The following is a 19,154-nucleotide window of genomic DNA, read 5'->3' on the forward strand; positions in this document are numbered from 1 at the left end:
AGGGAATCCGCATGAAGTCGAGCAAGGGCGGGCCGGGCCTCGACGGCCCGCTGGAGGAAACGCTGGTCGGAACCCGCCGGTTCTTCACCCGGGCGGAGGTGTCGCCCGATCTGCGGACGCTGACCCGGAAGGGGGGACGGAGCGCCGACGCGTTCTACCGGGACCGGTGGTCGCACGACAAGGTGGTGCGGTCGACGCATGGCGTGAACTGCACGGGTTCGTGCTCGTGGAAGGTGTACGTCAAGGACGGCATCATCACGTGGGAGGCGCAGCAGACGGACTACCCGTCGGTGGGTGCGGACCGTCCGGAGTACGAGCCGCGGGGCTGCCCGCGGGGCGCGTCGTTCTCCTGGTACACGTATTCGCCGACGCGGGTGCGGTACCCGTACGTGCGGGGCGTGCTGCTGGAGTCGTACCGCGAGGCGCGTGCGCGGACCGGTGATCCGGTGGCGGCGTGGCGGGACGTGGTGTCGGACCCGGAACGGGCCCGCCGGTACAAGGACGCGCGGGGCCGCGGCGGTCTGGTGCGGGCGTCGTGGGACGAGGCGGTGGAGATGATCGCCGCTGCGCACGTCCACACGATCGCGGAGTTCGGGCCGGACCGGGTGGCGGGGTTCTCGCCGATTCCGGCGATGTCGATGGTGTCGCACGCCGCGGGTTCGCGGTTCGTGTCCCTGATCGGCGGGACGATGCTGTCGTTCTACGACTGGTACGCGGACCTGCCGGTGGCGTCGCCGCAGGTGTTCGGGGACCAGACCGACGTTCCGGAGTCGGGCGACTGGTGGGACGCGGGCTACCTGGTGATGTGGGGCTCGAATCTGCCGGTGACGCGGACTCCGGACGCGCATTGGATGGCGGAGGCGCGGTACCGGGGGCAGAAGGTCGTCGCGGTGTCGCCGGACTACGCCGACAACGTCAAGTTCGCCGACGAGTGGCTGCCCGCCCAGCCCGGCACCGACGGGGCCCTGGCGATGGCCATGGGCCACGTCGTGCTCAAGGAGTTCTTCGTCGACCGCCAGGTCCCGTACTTCGTCGATTACGTCAAGAAGTACAGCGACCTGCCGTTCCTCGTCCGGCTGGAACGGCGAGGAGACGCCTACGTCCCGGGCAAGTTCCTGACCGCCGCCGACCTCCCGGGCGAGGAGAGCCGGACGGAGAACGCGGCGTTCAAGACCGTGCTGGTGGACGCCGCGACGGGCCGGCCGCTGGTCCCGAACGGGTCGCTCGGCTTCCGCTACGGCGAGTCCGGCGAGGGCAGGTGGAACCTGGACCTCGGCGGCGCCGACCCGCTGCTGTCGGTCGAGGGCGGCGAGGCCGTCGAGGTCGAGCTGGCCCGCTTCGACGCCCTCGACGGCGCACCGGGCGTCCTGCGGCGCGGCGTCCCGGTCAGGGACGTCGGCGGGCATCTCGTCACGACCGTCTACGACCTGATGCTGGCGCAGTACGGGGTGCGGCGCGCGGGCCTGCCGGGCTCGTGGCCGTCGGGGTACGACGACGTCTCGGAACCGGGGACGCCCGGCTGGCAGGAGGAGATCACCGGGGTGTCCGCTCAGGCGGCGGCGCGGATCGGGCGGGAGTTCGCCGCCAACGCCGAGCAGACGCGCGGCCGCTCGATGATCATCATGGGGGCGGGGACGAACCACTGGTTCCACTCCGACACGATCTACCGGACGTTCCTGGCGCTGACGACGCTGACGGGCTGCCAGGGCGTCAACGGCGGCGGCTGGGCCCACTACGTCGGCCAGGAGAAATGCCGCCCGGTCACCGGCTGGGCCCAGCTCGCGTTCGGCCTGGACTGGAGCCGCCCGCCGCGCCAGATGATCGGCACCGCCTTCTGGTACCTGCACACCGACCAGTTCCGCTACGACCCGTTCGGCGCCGACACCCTGTCGGCCACGACCGGCGCGGGCGCGCTCGCGGGACGCTCGACCGCCGACGTGATCGCGCAGTCGGCGCGGCTCGGGTGGATGCCGTCCTACCCGACCTTCGACCGCAACCCGCTCGACCTGGCGGACGAGGCCGAGGCGGCGGGCAGACCGGCCGCCGACCACATCGTGGACGAGCTGAAAGCGGGCCGCCTGGGGTTCGCCTGCCAGGATCCCGACGCGCCCGAGAACTTCCCCCGCGTCCTGACGGTGTGGCGGTCGAACCTCATGGGGTCGTCGGCGAAGGGCAACGAGTACTTCCTCAAGCACCTGCTGGGCGCCGCGTCGTCGGTGCGCGCGGAGGAGGCCGCGCCGGACGCGCGTCCGCGGGACGTCGTCTGGCGGGACGACGCCCCGGCCGGCAAGCTCGACCTCCTCCTGACGCTGGACTTCCGGATGACCAGCACGACGGTCTACTCCGACATCGTGCTCCCGGCCGCGACCTGGTACGAGAAGCACGACCTGAGCAGCACCGACATGCACCCGTTCGTGCACTCGTTCAATCCCGCGATCGCCCCGCCCTGGCAGACCCGGAGCGACTGGAGCGCCTTCCAGGCCATCGCCGACGCGTTCAGCCGGCTCGCCGAAGGAACGCTGGGCGTCCGCAAGGACGTGGTGGCGATGCCGCTGCTGCACGACACGCCGGGCGAGATGGCGACGCCGCACGGCCGGGTCGCCGACTGGGCCGAGGGCGAGTGCGAGCCGGTCCCGGGCGTCACGATGCCCGGACTCGTCACCGTCGAGCGCGACTACCCGGCCGTCGGGGCGAAGATGACGGCGCTCGGCCCGCTGGCCGAGCGGCTCGGCGCCACGACCAAGGGCGTCACCTTCGACGTGGCGCGGGAAGTCGAGCGGCTCGGGCGCACCAACGGCCTGGTGCGCGGCGGACCGGCGGACGGACGCCCGTCGCTGCGGCGGGACGTGCACGCCTGCGAGGCGATCCTCGCGCTGTCGGGCACCACGAACGGCCGGCTGGCGACCCAGGGGTTCCGGGCGCTGGAGCGGCGGACCGGGACGCCGCTGGCGGATCTGGCGGCCGAGCACGAGGGCATGCGGATCACGTTCGCCGACACGCAGGCCCGTCCGGTCCCGGTCATCACCTCGCCGGAGTGGTCGGGGTCGGAGAGCGGCGGCCGCCGGTACTCGCCCTTCACGGTCAACGTCGAACGCCTCAAGCCCTGGCACACCCTGACCGGGCGGCAGCACTTCTACCTCGACCACGACTGGATGGCCGAACTCGGCGAGCAGCTCCCGGTCTTCCGGCCGCCGCTGAACATGCACGCCCTGTTCGGCGAGCCGCGGTTGGGCGAGACGGGCGAACTCGGTCTGGCGGTGCGGTACCTGACACCGCACAACAAGTGGTCGATCCATTCGGAGTACCAGGACAACCTGTTCATGCTGTCGCTGTCGCGCGGGGGCCCGACGATCTGGATGAGCGGGATCGACGCCGCCAAGATCGGCGTCCGCGACAACGACTGGATCGAGGCCGTCAACCGCAACGGCGTCGTCGTGGCCCGCGCGGTGGTCTCCCATCGGATGCCCGAAGGCACCGTGTACATGTACCACGCCCAGGACCGGCTCATCGACGTCCCGCGGGCGGAGACGTCCGGCCGCCGGGGCGGGACGCACAACTCGCTCACCCGGCTCCTGATCAAGCCGACCCATCTGATCGGCGGCTATGCGCAGTTGTCGTTCGCGTTCAACTATCTCGGCCCGACCGGCAACCAGCGCGACGAGGTCACGGTGATCCGGCGCCGCTCCCAGGAGGTGACGTACTAGCCATGCGCGTGATGGCGCAGATGTCGATGGTGATGAACCTCGACAAGTGCATCGGATGCCACACCTGCTCGGTCACCTGCAAGCAGGCGTGGACCAACCGCAGCGGGGTCGAGTACGTGTGGTTCAACAACGTCGAGACCCGCCCCGGCCAGGGCTACCCCCGCCGCTACGAGGACCAGGACAGATGGCGCGGCGGCTGGACCCTCAACAAGCGCGGGCGCCTCGCGCTCAGAGCCGGCGGCAGGCTCCGCAAGCTCCTCACCATCTTCTCCAACCCGAAACTGCCCGGCATCGACGACTACTACGAGCCCTGGACCTACGACTACGAGACCCTCACCGCCGCCCCGCTCCAGGAGCACACCCCCGTGGCCCGCCCCAAGTCGCTGCTGTCGGGCGAGGACATGAAGGTGTCCTGGTCGGCGAACTGGGACGACGATCTCGGCGGCTCCATCGAGCACGGCCACGAGGACGTCGTCCTGGCCGAGATCTCCGACAAGGTGAAGATGGAGTTCGACAAGACCTTCATGTTCTACCTGCCCCGGATCTGCGAGCACTGCCTCAACCCGAGCTGCGCCGCCTCCTGCCCGTCCGGCGCGATCTACAAGCGGACCGAGGACGGCATCGTGCTGGTCGACCAGGACCGGTGCCGCGGCTGGCGCATGTGCGTGTCGGGCTGCCCCTACAAGAAGGTGTACTTCAACCACCGCACCGGCAAAGCCGAGAAGTGCACCTTCTGCTTCCCCCGCACCGAAGTCGGCATCCCCACCGTCTGCTCCGAGACCTGCGTCGGACGGCTGCGCTACATCGGCCTGGTGCTCTACGACGCCGACCGCGTCCTGGAGGCGGCGTCCGCGCCCGACGACACCGACCTGTACGAGGCGCAGCGCGGCGTGTTCCTCGACCCCCGCGACCCGGAGGTCGTCCGGGCCGCCGAGCGCGACGGGATCCCGGCCGACTGGATCGAGGCCGCCCGGCGCTCCCCGGTGTACGCGCTGATCAACACCTACAAGGTGGCGCTGCCGCTGCACCCGGAGTACCGCACCATGCCGATGGTCTGGTACATCCCGCCGCTGTCGCCGGTCGTGGACGTCGTCCGCGACACCGGCCACGACGCCGAGGACGCCGGGAACCTGTTCGGCGCCATCGACGCCCTGCGCATCCCCGTCGAGTACCTCGCCGAGCTGTTCACCGCCGGCGACACCGCGCCCGTCGACGCCGTCCTGCGCCGCCTGGCCGCCATGCGCGCCTACATGCGCGACATCAACCTCGGCCGCGACCCCGACGAGGGCGTCCCCCGCGGCGTCGGCATGACCGGCGAGGCGATGTACGACATGTACCGGCTGCTGGCCCTCGCCAAGTACGACGAGCGGTACGTGATCCCGCCCGCCCACGCCGAGCAGGCCCACGCACTGGAGGAACTCGCCACCGAATGCGCCCTGGACTACGAGGGCGGACCCGGGATGGGCGGCTCGGGCCCGTTCGGGGAGGCGTCCGGCGGCGCGTCGCCGATCGCCGTCGAGAACTTCCACATGCTGCGGCAGCGCCAGACGGCCGACAGTCCGGTCGATCCCGCCGACAAGCACAGCCGCGTCAACCTCCTCAACTGGGACGGCAAGGGCGCCCCCGCCGGGCTCTTCCCGCCCCGCGGCGAGGGCGCGACCGGCGAGGACGACGAGAGCGGAACGGAGGCGACCCCGTGAAGGCACGATCGGCCGGCAGGCCGGAACTGGACGACGCCCGGGTGGCGACGGCCTGGCAGGCGGCGTCGCTGCTGCTCGCCTACCCCGACGGGGAGCTGCTGGACCGGCTCCCGGTGCTGCGCCGGCTGGTCCGCGGACTGCCCGCGCCCGTCGCGGAACCGCTGGGCCGGGTCCTCGGCCATCTCGAGACGGCCCCGCCGCAGGCGCTCGCCGCCGAGTACGTCACCACGTTCGACCAGCGCAAGCGCACCTGCCCCTACCTGACCTACTACGCCTGCGGGGACACCCGGAAGCGGGGCATGGCCCTGCTCCGGTTCAAGCAGGTGTACGACGCGGCCGGGCTCGTGCTGGACGGGGAGCTGCCGGACCACCTCGCGGTCGTCCTGGAGTTCGGCGCCACCGGCGACCTCGCCGGAGGCCGCCGCCTGCTCCTCGAGCACCGCGCCGGCCTCGAACTGCTGCGCCTCGCGCTCACCGAGGCGGAATCGCCGTGGACCGGCGTGCTCGACGCCGTGTCGGCGACGCTGCCGCCGCTCACCGGCGACCTCCGGGAGGCCGTCGCGCGGCTCGCGGCCGAGGGCCCGCCCGGGGAGCGGGTCGGCCTCGCCCCGTACGGGACCGGACCGGGTCCCGTCCTCCTTCCCGACCCCGTTCTGGAGACTCGCTCATGAACGTCCTCGCGTCACTCGCGCCCGCCGCGGCCGCGCCCGCCCTCGCCGCACCGGACGGGGCGCGGGCGGGCGTCGGGTCCGTCCTGCTGTGGGTCGCCCTGCCGTACGTGGCGATCGCGGTGTTCGTCCTCGGGCACGTGTGGCGGTACCGCTACGACAAGTTCGGCTGGACGACCCGCTCGTCGCAGCTCTACGAGCGGCGGCTGCTGCGCATCGGCAGCCCGCTGTTCCACTTCGGCATCCTGGTGGTGGCGCTCGGCCACGTCGGCGGGCTGCTGGTCCCCGACGCGTGGACGGACGCCGCCGGGATCAGCGAGCACACCTACCACGTCGTCGCGGTGGCGCTCGGGACCGTCGCGGGGTTCTGCACCCTGTCCGGCCTCGCGATCCTGATCTACCGGCGGCGCACGGTCGGTCCCGTGTTCTCCGCGACGACCCGCAACGACAAGCTCATGTACGCGGTCCTCGCGCTGACGATCGTGCTGGGCCTGGCCGCCACCGTCGCGGCGAACATCGTCGGCGGCGGCTACGACTACCGGGAGACGGTGTCCCCCTGGTTCCGGTCGGTCTTCGTCCTGCGGCCGGACGCCGAACCGATGGCGGGCGTCCCGGTCCTGTTCCAGCTCCACGCGCTCAGCGCGCTCCTGCTGTTCTCGATCTGGCCTTTCACCCGCCTGGTGCACATGCTCACCGCCCCCGTCGGCTACCTCACGCGCCCCTACATCGTCTACCGCAGCCGCGACGAGCGGCTGGGGGCGGCCCCGCCCCGCCGGGGATGGGAGCGGACGCCCTAGGACGCGCGCTCCGCGGCCCCCTCACCGTCCGGCGCGCGGCGGTGCGGGGGCCGTCCGCCGTCCGGGGACCGGGTGCCGCCGATGCGGCGGCCGGTGACGAGGTCGGATCCGATGCGGATGAAGACGTCGCGCCGGCCCGGCACCCAGGTGTCCAGGGGCAGCGCCTCCAGCGCGGCGATCTCGCGCGGGTCGGTGACGCGCCGGGCACGGCCGACGACGACCACGGACCAGCCCGTGCGGGCCGCGGTGTCGACGTCGTCGATCTCGAACGCGACGACGGTGTCGGCGGCGGCGGTGGCGAGCCGGGACGTCCGCGACGTCCGGATCACGATGTCGCGGCGTGCGACGACGAAGTTGACCGGCTGCACGGCGGGGAGCGCCCGGTGGGTGAAGACGATCCGCCCGATCGCGGCGCGTCCGAGGAGGTCGCGGCACTCGTCCTCGTCCAGGATCTCCAGTCCGCTCTGATCGACCTGCATGACCCCACATTGCCGCAGCGGCGGCGGCGGTGTTAGGGACGAAGGTCCCAGGTCCCGCCTTCACCGTGCCGGCTTTACCGTGCCGGCTCTACCGTGCGGGGCGGGCCGTGCCGAGGGCGGCGAGCTCGTCCGGAAGGGGAAGGAGCCGGGGACGTAGGAGCACCAGGCGTCCTCCGCGTACGGGTCCCCGGACACGGCCAGGGCGCGTGCCCCTGGAGGATGCTCGGCGCTCCGGTCGGCGCGATGCCCGCTTCGGTTCTGGTCGTACGGTTCTCTCAGCTCGGCCGAACACGTGTCAGGACCTCCGGGTAGGGCCGCCGGGGCGCGCCGGGGACGGGCGCCCCGTAGCCGAAGCGGACGATCGCCTGGATGTGCCCGCCCGCCCGGGCGCGGGTCCCGCCGCACCTGTCCAGGGGCTGCGTCAGCAGCGAGGCCGCCACCCCGTGCCGCTCGGCGGTCAGCAGCACCCGCTGCAGGGCCTGCCCGGCCCGCAGCCAGTCCGCCGGGCCGTCGCCGGCGGTGAGCAGGACGCCGAGCTGCGGGCGGGCGGCGAAGTCGTCGACGTCCCGGCCGGGCTCCGTCCCGCCCGCCCCGAAGTCACGCACGGGCACGCCGCGACCGCTCGGCCGCGGCCCGAACGCGTAGCGGGGGACGCCGTCGCCGCGGGCGCGGAAGGACGTCCAGCGCCGCAGTTCGGCGAGGTAGCGGTCATCGGCGGCCAGCCGCTCGTCCGCGGCCGCCACCACCCCGAGCAGGTACGCCGTGGTCTGCGGGCCGGGCCAGGCCAGCATCGCGCCCTCGGCCCGCGCCGCCGCCGCCAGTTCGCCGCGGACCGGCGCCGGGACGGCGCGCCGGCCGAACGGGCGCCGGTTGCTGCGGCGCCGCGGGATCCGCGCGTACAGCTCGGCCTGCTCCAGGGCGGGCATGGGCGCGGGCACGGCGCCGACGGACGCCAGCAGCGTCGCGTCGGCGGTCCCGTCCGGGAAGTACCGCACCTGCGGGCGGTGCCCGGTCGTGCGGATCGCCAGCCGCAGGTTGAGCAGCGCGGCCCCGCAGCTGACGTGCAGCGCGCGGCCGCGCGGGTCGATGACGTCCAGCCGGCGCTCCGGGTCGGCGTGCAGTTCCATGACCGCGGCGCCGTCGACCCGGAAGCGCCAGGGCTGGGTGTTGTGGACGGACGGCGCCGCGATGGCCGCGGTGACCAGCCGCCGGACACCGGCGTGCGTCGCGAACGGATGAGGCACGGTCCTACCTCCGCGTGCTGTTCCACGTACTCCACCGACCCCCTCAGGCTCCCGCCCTTCGGAGCGGCGCCCCAGGGACGAAGGTCCCTCGCCCGGAGGACCAACGGCGGCACGGCGGAGGCGGGCGGAAAAGCGCGGGCGTCCGGCCTTTCAGGGCACCGCGGGCCGGACCGGCGCCGGGCCGCCCCGGCCGGGAAACCGACGTACCGGTCATTGGCGATGTCGCCCCACAGAAAGCGAATGAGGCCGTGATGTCCTGCCGTATATCGACCACCTCACTGGAAACAGAGAGTACTTCTTTAGTCACACATTGTTATATTGTGGGACGGTGAGCGTCCGGTACGAGTTCGGAATCCTGGGGCCCCTCGAGGTCACGCGCGACGGCGTGGGCGTGCCGCTCCGCGCCGGCCAGCAACGCGCCCTCCTGGCGGCGCTGCTCATCGACGCCGGGCAGGTCGTGTCGGTCGACGCCCTGGTGAGCAGGCTGTGGGGCGAGGACCCGCCGGGGGGCGCGCGCAACGCCGTCCAGAACTACGTCCTGCGGCTGCGCCGCACCCTCGGCCCCGGCGTCGTCGTGACCGACCGCCGCGGTTACGTGATCGCCGTGCCGCCCGACGTCGTGGACGCCCGCCGGTTCGAGGCCCTCGCCCGGCGGGGGGCCGCCGCCTCGTCCGCGGGGAGTCCCGAACGCGCCGCGGCGCTGCTCGGGGAGGCGCTCGGCCTGTGGCGGGGCGAGCCCCTGGCCGACCTGCCCGCCGAGCGCTTCCAGGACGTCGTCCCGGCGCTGTGCGAGCAGCGCCTCGCGGCGCAGGAAGCCTGGATCGACGCGGTCGTGCAGTGCGGCCGTCCCGCCGAGGTCCTGCCGGAGCTGCGGCGGCTGACCGAGCGCCACCCGCTGCGGGAGCGCTTCTGGGCGCAGCAGATGCTGGCCCTCTACCGGTGCGGGCGGCAGGGCGAGGCGCTGGAGCGCTACCGGGCGGTCTCCCGGGTGCTCGCCGACGAGCTGGGGATCGATCCGGGCGACGAACTCCGGACGCTGCACCAGCGGATCCTCACCTCGGCGCCGGAGCTCGCCTCGGTGCGGCGCCGGCCGCCGGGCGGCGCCGGGGCCCTGCCCGCCGAGACGACGTCGTTCGTCGGCCGGGAGCGGGAGCTGGCCGAGACGCGGCGCCTGCTGCGGGCGGCGCGCCTGGTCACCCTGACCGGGGTGGGCGGCGTCGGGAAGACGCGGCTCGCCCTGCGGACCGCCGAGCAGGTGCGGCCGTCCTTCCCTGAGGGGGTGTGGCTGGCGGACCTCGCCGCGCTCACCGACTCGACGCTGGTGGCGCGCGCCGTCGCCGAGGCGCTCGGGCTCCGCGACCAGTCCGTGCGCTCCGCGCTGGACGCCCTGGCCGACCACGTCCGCGACCGGCGCCTGCTGCTCGTCCTGGACAACTGCGAGCACCTGATGGACGCTGTCGTGCCGCTCGTCCAGCGGCTGCTGTGCGCGGCGCCGGGCCTGCGGGTGCTCGCCACCAGCCGCGAGCGGCTCGGCGTCCCGGGCGAGCACGTCTTCCTCGTCCCCGGCCTGACGCTCCGCGACGACGCCGACGGGGGCGCGTGCGAGGCCGTCCGGCTGCTGAGCGACCGGGCCGCGGCCTGCGCCGCCCCCCTGCGCGACGGCGGCTCGGCCGCCGAACTGTGCCGGCGCCTCGACGGCATCCCGCTGGCCATCGAGCTGGCGGCGGTCCGCCTGACCTGCCTCACCGTCGAGGAGATCCTCGAACGCCTGGAGGACCGCTTCCGGCTGCTGTCGGTCCCTCAGGCGCCCGCGACGAACCGCTACCGGCGGACGCTCCGCGGCGTCATGGACCTGAGCCACAACCTGTGCACGCCCGGCGAACGCCTGCTGTGGACGCGGCTGTCGGTCTTCGCCGGGAGCTTCGACCTCAAGGCGGCCGAGGCCGTCTGCGCGGGCGACGGCATCGACGGCGCCGACATGCTGGACCTGGTCGGCGGCCTCATCCGCAAGTCCGTCGTGGTCCTCGACGGGACCGGCCGCGCCGCCCGCTACCGGCTGCTCGAGACCATCCGCCAGTACGGGCTGGACCGGCTCCGCGCGGACGGCCGGGCCGTCGCGTACCGCGTCCGCCACAGCGACCACTACCACGCCCTGGCCAGGGAGGCCGCCGCGGACTGGTGCAGCCCCCGCGAGGCCGGCTGGCTGGAACGGCTGCGCACGGAGCTGCCCAACTTCCGCGCCGCCCTGGCGTTCTGCCTCACCCGGCCGGACCGGGCCCGGATCGGCGCGGAGATCGCCGCCGATCTCACGCGCACCCGCTCCTGGTTCTTCAGCGGCACCCTCGGCGAGGCGCGCCACTGGCTGGAGAGCTTCTCGGGCGGCCCGGGCCACCGCGTCCCCGAAGCGACGATCATGAAGACCTTCATCGCGTCCCTCCAGGGGGACGTGGCGGCGGCCGCGGCGCTCCGGCGCGAGTACCTCGCCGACCCGGCGGCCGCGCAGGCACCGCCGGTCGCCTACGTCGAAGGCGTCCACGCGCTGCTGGCGCACGGCGACCCGGCGTGCATCGACCGGCTCGCCCGGGCGCGGGACGGGTTCCGCGCCGCGGGGCGCACCGGCGACGCCCACATGGCCATGATGTTCTGGGCGATCGCCGCGGCGTTCCTGGGCCGCCGCGGCGCCGCCGCGTCCGTCTGCCGCCGCTACGCCGCCGAAGCCGACGCCTCCGAAGCCGAGTGGGCGCGCACCTGGGCGCGGTGGTGCACCGGCCTCACCGAGCTCCTGCACGGCGACCCCGCCGCCGCGGTCGCCCCGCTCTGCGCCGCGCTCGTCCGGCAGAGCTCGATGGACGACCGCTGGGGGCCCGCGTGGGACCTCGAGCTGCTCGCGTGGACGATGAGCGCGCTCGGCCACCACCGCCACGCCGCCCGGCTCCTCGGCGCCGCCCACCGCCAGCGCCAGGTGACCGGCGCCGCGCTGACCGGCCTCAAGCCCATCCTCCTCCACCACACCCGCGCGAGGAACCGGGTGCGCGAGCACCTGGAGCCCCGGGCGTACACCGATGCCTGGCAGGGCGGCGCCGACGCCGAGGACGGCGTCGCCCTGGCGCTCGGCATCGCGGACGAACTGCGCCGGGGCACCGCCGGGTGACCGGGGAGCGATCGGCGGAGCGCGTCCGGACGGAGGCCGCCGCGCCGCTCACTCGGTCGTGGCGGCCTCCAGGACGGGCACGGCCGCGGCCCGGCGCGCGGGCAGCGCCGACGTCGCCAGGGTCGCCGCCGCCGCACCGGCCGCCACCAGCGGGAACAGCCACCACGGCGGGTCCGGGCGCAGGAAGGAGCTGCCGCTCGTCACGTGCAGCAGCGCCAGCGTCCCGGTCGCGATCGCGAGGCCGAGCGCGGTGCCGAGGACGACGACCGCGGCCGCCTCCCAGCGGACGATCGAGCGGATCTGCCCCGAGGTGGCGCCCACGGCGCCCAGCAGGCCGAACTCCCGGGTGCGTTCGGCGACGCCCAGCGACACCGTGGTCGCCATCCCGAACAGCGCGAGCAGCAGCGCCATGCCCGCGAAGGTGTACGTCGCCCGCAGCGGGCGGGTGAGCGTGTCCGACGCGGCGTGCACGTACGCGTCGCGGTCGAGGACGCGCGCGCCCGGCACCGCCGCGACGGCGCCGGCCAGCGCGTCCGGGGAGCCGCCCCGCACCAGGACGGCGCGGGTCTCGGCGTTGGGGTCGAGCCGGTCCATCGTCGCGGCCGACACGAGCGCCTGCTCGGCGAACACGTGCGAAGGGTCGTGGTAGGCGGCCGCGACGGTGAGCGCGACCCGGCCCTGGGGGCCGCGCACGACGATCTCCTGCCCGCGCCGGAGCCCGAACTGCTCCATGGCGGTGGAGGCGAGCGCGATCTCCCCGGTGCGGAGCGCGGGCGGACGTCCGCCGAGCCGCAGGACGTCCGGCAGCCCCTCCTGCTCGGCGCCGCTGACGAGGAAGGTGGACGGCTCGGGCGCCTCGCCGTCTTCGGTCCGGGCGGGCGGCGACACCAGTTCGGCCTCGGTCTGCGTGAGGGCCACGGCCCGCGACACTCCGGGCGCGCCCGCCGCGAGGGCGGCGACGTCCCGGGACAGCGGCGCGGGCGCGCCCTCGGCCGTCCGGGAGGTCGCGGCGATCGCGTGCTCGGCCGCCATGACCTCCCGTCCCGCTTCCCGGAACCGGTCCTGGACCGACACCGTGATCAGCGCCACCGAGGACACCAGCGCGACGCCGAGCATCAGCGACGAGGCGGCCGAGGACACCCGGCGCGGGCTGCGGGTGACGGCGGCGCGCGCCAGCCGCCCGGTCTCCCCGCCGACGAGCGTGCCGATCCGGCCCACCGGCCCGCCGAGGGGCGCGACGAAGAACGGCGCGAGGACGGCCAGCGCCGGCACGGCGAGCACCGCCCCGAACACGATCATCAGCGCGACACCGAACGTCCGGTCCGGCCCGGGCGGGTCGTCCGCGCGGACCGCCACCGCGACCGCCCACCAGAAGCACGCGCCGACCAGGAGCGCGGACGCGCCCAGCAGCCGCGGCAGCCGGCGGCCCGGGGTCTCGGCGGCGGTGCTCCGCAGCGCCTGGACGGGCGGGACGCCCGCGGCGCGGCGGGCCGCGCGCCACGCGGCCAGCTGGGTGACGCCGATCCCGGCCGCGACCGGAGCGGCCAGGGCGACCGCCCCGAACTGGGGCCCGGCGGCGGAGACGTCGAAGCCGTCCCGCGCGAACAGGCGGATGAGGAGGGCGGAGAGGGGGAAGCCGGCGGCCGTGCCGCCGACCGCGGCGAGCGCGCCCAGCACCAGCGCCTCCAGGCGGATCAGCCGGTGGATCTGCCGCGGCGTGGCGCCGATCGCCCCGAGCAGCGCGAGCCGCCGGGTCCGCTGCCGCACCAGCGCGCCGAAGGTGTTGGCCACGACGAACAGGCCGACGAAGATCGCCACCAGGGCGAGCATGCCGATCACCCCGGCGACCGAGGCGCCCTCGCCCGCCGCGGCGGCGGCCTGCGCGTCCCGCACCGACGTCGCGGTCCGGACGGTCGCCGTCCCCTCCAGATGCCGGGCCAGGTCGTCGCGGAGCCGCTCGGCGGACACCCCGGGTCCGGCCTTCACCCAGACGGTCCGCCAGACGCCCGGAGGGAGCACCGCGGCACGCCGCACCGTCTCGGGCGGCGCCAGCACCAGGTCGCCGGCGGCGACCGCGCCCCGCCCCTGGACGCTCACCACCCCGGCGACCGTCACTCTGCGCGTCTCGCGGGGCAGCGTCAGCGTGAGCGTGTCCCCCACGTCCAGGCCGCCGGTCCGCGACAGGTGCTCGACCACGGCCACCTCGCCGTCGGCGGCCGGTGCGCGCCCCGCCTCCAGCCGGTACGGGTTCAGCCGCGGGTCGGCCACCCAGGGGCGCAGCAGCGTGCCGCCCTCGGCCGACGCGGTGATCGCCCGCCCGCCGGGGCCGGCCGCCGTCACCGCCACCGCGGCGTCGCCGGCGACCGCCGCGACACCGGGCCGGGACGCGACGAGGTCCAGCCGGATCCGGCCGTCGGGTGACGCGTTCGGGTCGTCCGGCACGTCCGTCCCGCCCTGGACGAGGACGTCCGCGCGGTGGTACTCGCTCGCGTCGGCGCTCGCCACCGCCTCCTGCGCGCGCAGCGCGAACTGCAGCGACCCAGCGATGAGCGCGACGGACCCGAGCGCCGCGAGCAGCGTGGCCGTGAGCCGCGGCCACCCGTCGGCGAACGAGCGGCGCGCGATGAGCCACAAGGGGTTGCCCATGGTCAGCCCTCCGTCTTCCGCATGCGGGCGTGGACGGCGTCGACGGTGGGCGCGGCCAGTTCGTCCACGATCGTCCCGTCGGCGAGGAACAGCACCCGGTCGGCGCGGGCGGCGGCCGCCGGATCGTGCGTGACCATGACCACCGTCTGCCGGTAGGAGTCGACGGCCGTCCGCAGGAAGGCGAGCACCTCGGCGCCGGAGCGGGAGTCGAGGTTGCCGGTCGGCTCGTCGGCGAACAGCACCTCCGGCCGGGTCAGCAGGGCGCGCGCCACGGCGACCCGCTGCCGCTGCCCGCCGGACAGGTCCGAGGGGCGGTGGCCGAGCCGCTCGCGCAGCCCGAGCGCGTCCACGATCGTGGCGAACCACCGCTCGTCCGCGCGGCGGCCCGCCAGCCGCCCGGTGAGCCGGATGTTCTCCTCGGCGGTCAGCACGGGCAGCAGGTTGAACGACTGGAAGACGAATCCCAGCCGCTCGCGGCGCAGCTCGGCGAGCCGGGCGCGCGACAGGCGGGTGATGTCGACCGCGCCGATCACGACGGTGCCGGACGTCACGGCGTCCAGGCCGGCCAGGCAGTGCAGGAACGTCGACTTGCCGGACCCGGACGGCCCCATGATCGCGGTGAACTGCCCACGGGGGAACGCCGCCGACACCCCGCGCAGGGCGTGCACGGCGCCGTCCCCGCTCCCGTAGGTCTTGACGACGTCCGACGCGACCATGACCGGTTCCTCGACGTCCGGCCCGGTCGGCGCCGCGTTCCGCGCCGCGGGAGGGGGCGGGGCGGGTCGCGCCGGCCGGCGGAGCGGCGCGCGGCGGCGGATCGGCTCTGGCATGTCTCCTCCGGTCACTTTCTGACTTACCACGAGAGATAATCTCAGTTGAGACTATATCAAGTGGTCCTAGAATGGACCCATGCTCCACGACCTGCTCGAACGACTCCTGTCCGGAGACGGCGGCCCCGCCGCCGACCACGTGGGGCTCGGCATGCTGCTGGCCGAGGCCCACAACCGGAGCCGGGAGCGCGTCAACGACGCGCTGCGCCCGCTCGGCATCAACATCCGCGGCTTCGGCGTCCTCCTCGCGCTGCCGCTCTACGGCCCGGTCACCCAGCGCGACCTGATCGACCGCACCGGCATCGACAAGTCGACGATGGTCCGGCTCATCGACGAACTGGAGGACGGCGGGCTGGTGTCCCGCGAGCGGACGCCGCAGGACCGGCGCGCGTACTCGATCGTCCTGACGCCGCGGGGCGGGGAGACGCTGGAGAAAGCGTGGCGGGCCACGGACGAGGTGGGCGGCGCGATGTTCGGCCGGCTCACCGGTCCCGAACGCGGCCTGCTCGTCGACCTGCTCCGCCGCCTCGCCGACCCCGCCGGCGCGCCCGGCCCGGACGGGCCCGCGCCCGGCCCGCGCTGACCGCCGGCGGCCGGGCCCGCGCCCCGGCCGTCCGCCGGGACGCGGTCAGGGGCGGCCCGGCGGGGACAGCGCGGGGGCCAGCCAGCGCTCCAGCAGGGCGCGGAGCCGGGCCTCGTCGTGCGGCGGTTCACCCGGATGCTGCAGCAGCGAGGTCAGGAGCCGCATGATGATCTCGGCCAGGCCGTCGAGGTCGTCGTCCCCGATCCCGGCGGCGGCCCAGTCGACGGGGTAGCGCTGCAGCATCTTCGCGCCGTAGGCGATGGTGTCGGCGGTCGTCGCGCCGCGCCCGAAGGCGCTCGCGTCGCCGAGCCGCAGCAGGAGGCTCAGCCGCGGGTCGGCCGGGATGGTCCGGACGCAGAACACCATGCCCTCGACGACGGCCTCGGCCGGGTCGGTGACGCCCCGGAGGTGGGCGATCAGCCGGTCGACGAACGACTCGGCGCCCTGGGCCGCCACCTCGGCGAGGATGTCGCCGATGCGGCCGAAGTGGCGGTAGACGGTCTGGCGGGTGACGCCGAGCTCGTTCGCGACGTCGGACAGGGTCGTCTTCGCGACACCGTGCCGCTCGATGCACCGGACGGTCGCGTCGACGATGCGCTGCCGGGCCTCGGCGTCCGATCCGGGCGGCCGCCCTCCCCAGCCGTGGTGCCCCATGGCCCTAGGATCGCACAGGCTCCGCCGTCCGCCGCGCGCCGGACGCGCGGACCGCGGCCGCGATGAGCGCCGCCGCCGCGGCGGCGCACGGCACGACGTACCAGAGGCTGCCGATCGGCGTGCCCTGCTCGGTGACGCCGTCCGCCGCCGCGAAGTACGCCGGCAGCGCGACCAGCCACAGGACGACGTGGACGCCGAGGTACAGCGCCGGGTAGATCCGCGCGAACCCCGGCGACGCCACCGGGGACGGCTCGGCGCGCGCGGCCCGCCAGGCGTCCGCGAGCAGCCACAGGCCGGCGGCCCAGACGACGGCGAGCTCGGCGCCCAGCACGGCCCGCTGGACTCCCAGCAGGTCCTCCCCGCGGAAGGCGCCGCTGGGCGCGCTCGCGATGATCATCGCCAGGGGCGTCGCGGCGCCCGCCACGGCGGCGCGCCACCCGATCCGCGGGCCGGTGAGCGTGCGCGGGCCGTCCGTCCCGCCGGTCAGCCGGACGACGAGGTAGGTCATCGCGCCGAAGGACACCGAGGCGAACAGCAGCATGCTGTTCATCGGCACCGACGCGAGCGTCGGCTGGTTGATCGTCTCGTTCCCGGTGTTCCACGCCCACCACTTCAGCTGCGGGCCGAGATGGTCGAAGATCTCGTAGAAGACCTGGCAGGCGAACGCGACCGCCACCGCCCCGGCCAGCGGCCCGCGCCGCGCGAAGACGCCCAGGACGCGGACCAGCTCGTAGGCGAGCTGCGACAGCGCCGGGTAGAAGGCCACGATGTAGAGCGGCAGCCGGTCGAACATGAACTGCACGGTGAACACGTTGTGGGAGAAGATGAACCCGACGTGCTGTTCGAGGCCGAACCACTCCGGAAAGTAGAGCGGCGGCTCGATCACGGCCAGGTAGACGACCGACGCGAACCACAGCGCGATGTTGGCCGGGTCGCCGTCGCGCCGCCACCGCCGCCACGCGTGGACGAGCGCGAACACGGCGCCGCCGATGACGAGCAGCTCCAGGACGGGCATCGTGCCGTTCTCGAGGCCGAACGGGTCGCGCAGATCGACCACCGGCTCGGTGCCGTGGCAGGAGTAGCCGAGTCCCTCGGCGAGGCGCTCGGCCGCGGCGCCGCAGGTGTGGTCCATGGGGGGCTCCTCGGGTCAGGCGTCGACGAGGCCGGTGCCGGCGGACGCGCCGGCGGAGCGCGTGCGGCCGGTGTAGTCCGTGCCGGGCGGGTCCTTCTTCTCGTCGAACCCGCCGGGCACGACCATGCGCCCGAGCCGCCGCCGCACCTGGTAGCGCGCCAGGCCGAACCAGAACCGCGGATCGAGGGCCATCTGCCGCAGCGACCGGTCGAGGTTGAACACCTCGGCGAACGTCCGCTCCACATAGGCGTCCTCGCGGCCCGCGGCGGTGATCGCGTTGAAGACCGGCCAGCCGAACCGCGCGGTCAGCCTGCGCCGCCAGGGCGCCGCGACCTCGGTACCTGTGGCGAAGTCGTACGCCTGGTCACGGGCCATCGCGAGCATCCAGGGCACGTCGAGGGACGCCTTCTGCCGCTCGAGGAACGCGCGGAAGAAGCCGGGGTCGAGGGCGTCGCGGTCGCGCAGCAGCTCGCCGAGGATGAGCGCCGAGCGGGCGGCCGAGCTCATTCCCTGGGCGTAGAACGGGTTGAAGGCGCAGATCGAGTCCCCGAGGGCGACCAGCCCGGCCGGAGGGGCCTCGAGAAGGTCGAACCGGCGCCACTTGTTGCCCGTCGAGCGCGTCAGGTGCACCTCGGACGTCGGCGTGCACGCACGCGCCGCCCGTCCGAAGGCGGCGGCCCGCACGCGATCGGCCGCGGCCTCGAACGCGTCCGCCTCACGCGGCATCCGGATGCCCCACGACCCCATGCACACGATGGCGCGGTCGCCCTCGATGGGGAAGAAGTTGCTGAGGAACTCGTGCTCCTCGGGACGGTCGCCGCGGTCCTGCGTCGGCGTGACGACGAGGTGCTTCCACCACCACGTCTCCGGGCGGCGGTCGGCGGGCGGCAGGTCGTACCACCGCGAGACGTAGGTGACCTTGGCGTCGAGGGTCCGCTCCGGCGGCGCGGGCCAGCCCGCCGCCGCGAGCCAGTCGGCCACCGGGGAACCGCGCCCGAGCGCGTCGACGACCAGGTCCGCGGCGAGCCGGCCCGCGCCGTCGGCGGTGCGGTACTCGACGCCCTCGACGCGCCCGCCGGCGGTGCCGCCCCCGGACGAGCGGAGCCCGGTGACGGTCGCGCCCTCGCGGATCTCGATGGACGGCAGTTCGCGGACCCTGTCGCGCAGGACCCGCTCGATGAGCACGCGCGAGCCGTAGACCATCGTCATCGACCCGGACTTGCGCGGCGCCCAGCCGTCGTTCTCGCAGTACGCGGCGTCCATCGACGGCATCAGCCGCATCCCGCCCGCGGCGATCAGCGATTCCTCGAAGCCGGGGAAGATCTCGCCGATCGCGCGGCGCCCGGAGTTGAGGAGGAAGTGCGGGTGCTTGCTCTGCGGCACGCCGCGGCGGTGCTCCGCGCCCGGCGGCAGCCGGTCCCGCTCCAGGACGACCACCGCGTCGAAGTGCCGCGCGAGCACCCCCGCGGCGCACAGGCCCGCCACGCTGCCGCCGAGCACCACGGCCGTCCGTCCCCGCATCCCGCCCACCTCACAGTCATACAGATTGTGAGTGAATGTATGATC

13 protein-coding genes are annotated in these 19,154 nt (G+C 74.6%); 6 read left to right on the top strand and 7 right to left on the bottom strand.

Features of this window, described 5'->3' with window-relative positions:
• Positions 1-11: 11 nt before the first annotated feature.
• From DMH08_RS04000 to narI, 4 genes are read left to right on the top strand one after another with little or no spacing between them, the layout of a single operon-like run.
• The gene (locus tag DMH08_RS04000; RefSeq protein WP_125611775.1) at positions 12-3,704 is read left to right on the top strand and encodes a nitrate reductase subunit alpha; all 3,693 of its coding nucleotides are present in this window, start codon (positions 12-14) and stop codon (positions 3,702-3,704) included.
• 2 nt (positions 3,705-3,706) lie between these two features.
• Positions 3,707-5,404 (top strand): nitrate reductase subunit beta, encoded by a 1,698-nt coding sequence (gene narH / locus DMH08_RS04005; RefSeq protein WP_125611777.1) that lies wholly within the window; start codon positions 3,707-3,709, stop codon positions 5,402-5,404.
• Positions 5,401-6,075, top strand: a complete 675-nt coding sequence (gene narJ / locus DMH08_RS04010) for a nitrate reductase molybdenum cofactor assembly chaperone (protein ID WP_233617384.1) — start codon at positions 5,401-5,403, stop codon at positions 6,073-6,075. The genes narH and narJ overlap by 4 nt, the downstream gene beginning before the upstream one ends.
• Entirely contained in the window at positions 6,072-6,869 is a 798-nt protein-coding gene (gene narI, locus DMH08_RS04015; RefSeq protein WP_084549964.1) for a respiratory nitrate reductase subunit gamma, read from the top strand. The genes narJ and narI overlap by 4 nt, the downstream gene beginning before the upstream one ends.
• On the opposite strand, the gene DMH08_RS04020 is transcribed toward narI, so the two are convergent.
• Together DMH08_RS04020 and DMH08_RS04025 are read right to left on the bottom strand one after the other, a co-directional pair.
• Positions 6,866-7,348, bottom strand: coding sequence for a pyridoxamine 5'-phosphate oxidase family protein (locus DMH08_RS04020; RefSeq protein WP_125611779.1), 483 nt, complete (start codon positions 7,346-7,348; stop codon positions 6,866-6,868). The genes narI and DMH08_RS04020 overlap by 4 nt on opposite strands.
• 275 nt (positions 7,349-7,623) lie before the next feature.
• Positions 7,624-8,592: an Acg family FMN-binding oxidoreductase gene (locus DMH08_RS04025; RefSeq protein WP_125611781.1), complete on the bottom strand. Its 969-nt coding sequence runs from the start codon at positions 8,590-8,592 to the stop codon at positions 7,624-7,626.
• A 328-nt stretch (positions 8,593-8,920) separates the two neighbouring features.
• On the opposite strand from DMH08_RS04025, the gene DMH08_RS04030 reads away from it, so the two are divergent.
• Positions 8,921-11,743: a BTAD domain-containing putative transcriptional regulator gene (locus DMH08_RS04030; RefSeq protein WP_125611783.1), complete on the top strand. Its 2,823-nt coding sequence runs from the start codon at positions 8,921-8,923 to the stop codon at positions 11,741-11,743.
• Between the two features lie 48 nt (positions 11,744-11,791).
• On the opposite strand, the gene DMH08_RS04035 is transcribed toward DMH08_RS04030, so the two are convergent.
• On the bottom strand, positions 11,792-14,389 hold the full coding sequence (locus DMH08_RS04035; protein ID WP_125611785.1) for an FtsX-like permease family protein: 2,598 nt from the start codon (positions 14,387-14,389) through the stop codon (positions 11,792-11,794).
• A 2-nt stretch (positions 14,390-14,391) separates the two neighbouring features.
• Entirely contained in the window at positions 14,392-15,105 is a 714-nt protein-coding gene (locus DMH08_RS04040; protein ID WP_125611857.1) for an ABC transporter ATP-binding protein, read from the bottom strand.
• 193 nt (positions 15,106-15,298) lie between these two features.
• Between DMH08_RS04040 and DMH08_RS04045 the strand changes: the two genes are divergently transcribed.
• Positions 15,299-15,802, top strand: a complete 504-nt coding sequence (locus DMH08_RS04045) for a MarR family winged helix-turn-helix transcriptional regulator (protein ID WP_051300396.1) — start codon at positions 15,299-15,301, stop codon at positions 15,800-15,802.
• Between the two features lie 45 nt (positions 15,803-15,847).
• On the opposite strand, the gene DMH08_RS04050 is transcribed toward DMH08_RS04045, so the two are convergent.
• The 3 genes from DMH08_RS04050 to DMH08_RS04060 are packed head-to-tail and all read right to left on the bottom strand — an operon-like array spanning position 15,848 to position 19,109.
• Positions 15,848-16,456 carry a TetR/AcrR family transcriptional regulator gene (locus DMH08_RS04050; protein WP_125611787.1) on the bottom strand — a complete coding sequence of 203 codons (609 nt, stop codon included), beginning with the start codon at positions 16,454-16,456 and terminating at the stop codon, positions 15,848-15,850.
• A 4-nt stretch (positions 16,457-16,460) separates the two neighbouring features.
• On the bottom strand, positions 16,461-17,588 hold the full coding sequence (locus DMH08_RS04055) for a hypothetical protein (RefSeq protein ID WP_125611789.1): 1,128 nt from the start codon (positions 17,586-17,588) through the stop codon (positions 16,461-16,463).
• Between the two features lie 15 nt (positions 17,589-17,603).
• A complete protein-coding gene (locus DMH08_RS04060; protein ID WP_125611791.1) occupies positions 17,604-19,109 on the bottom strand; it encodes an FAD-dependent oxidoreductase in 1,506 nt (501 codons plus the stop codon).
• Positions 19,110-19,154 lie beyond the last annotated feature (45 nt).

The sequence above is a fragment of the Actinomadura sp. WAC 06369 genome (assembly GCF_003947565.1).
Lineage (GTDB): Bacteria > Actinomycetota > Actinomycetes > Streptosporangiales > Streptosporangiaceae > Spirillospora > Spirillospora rifamycini.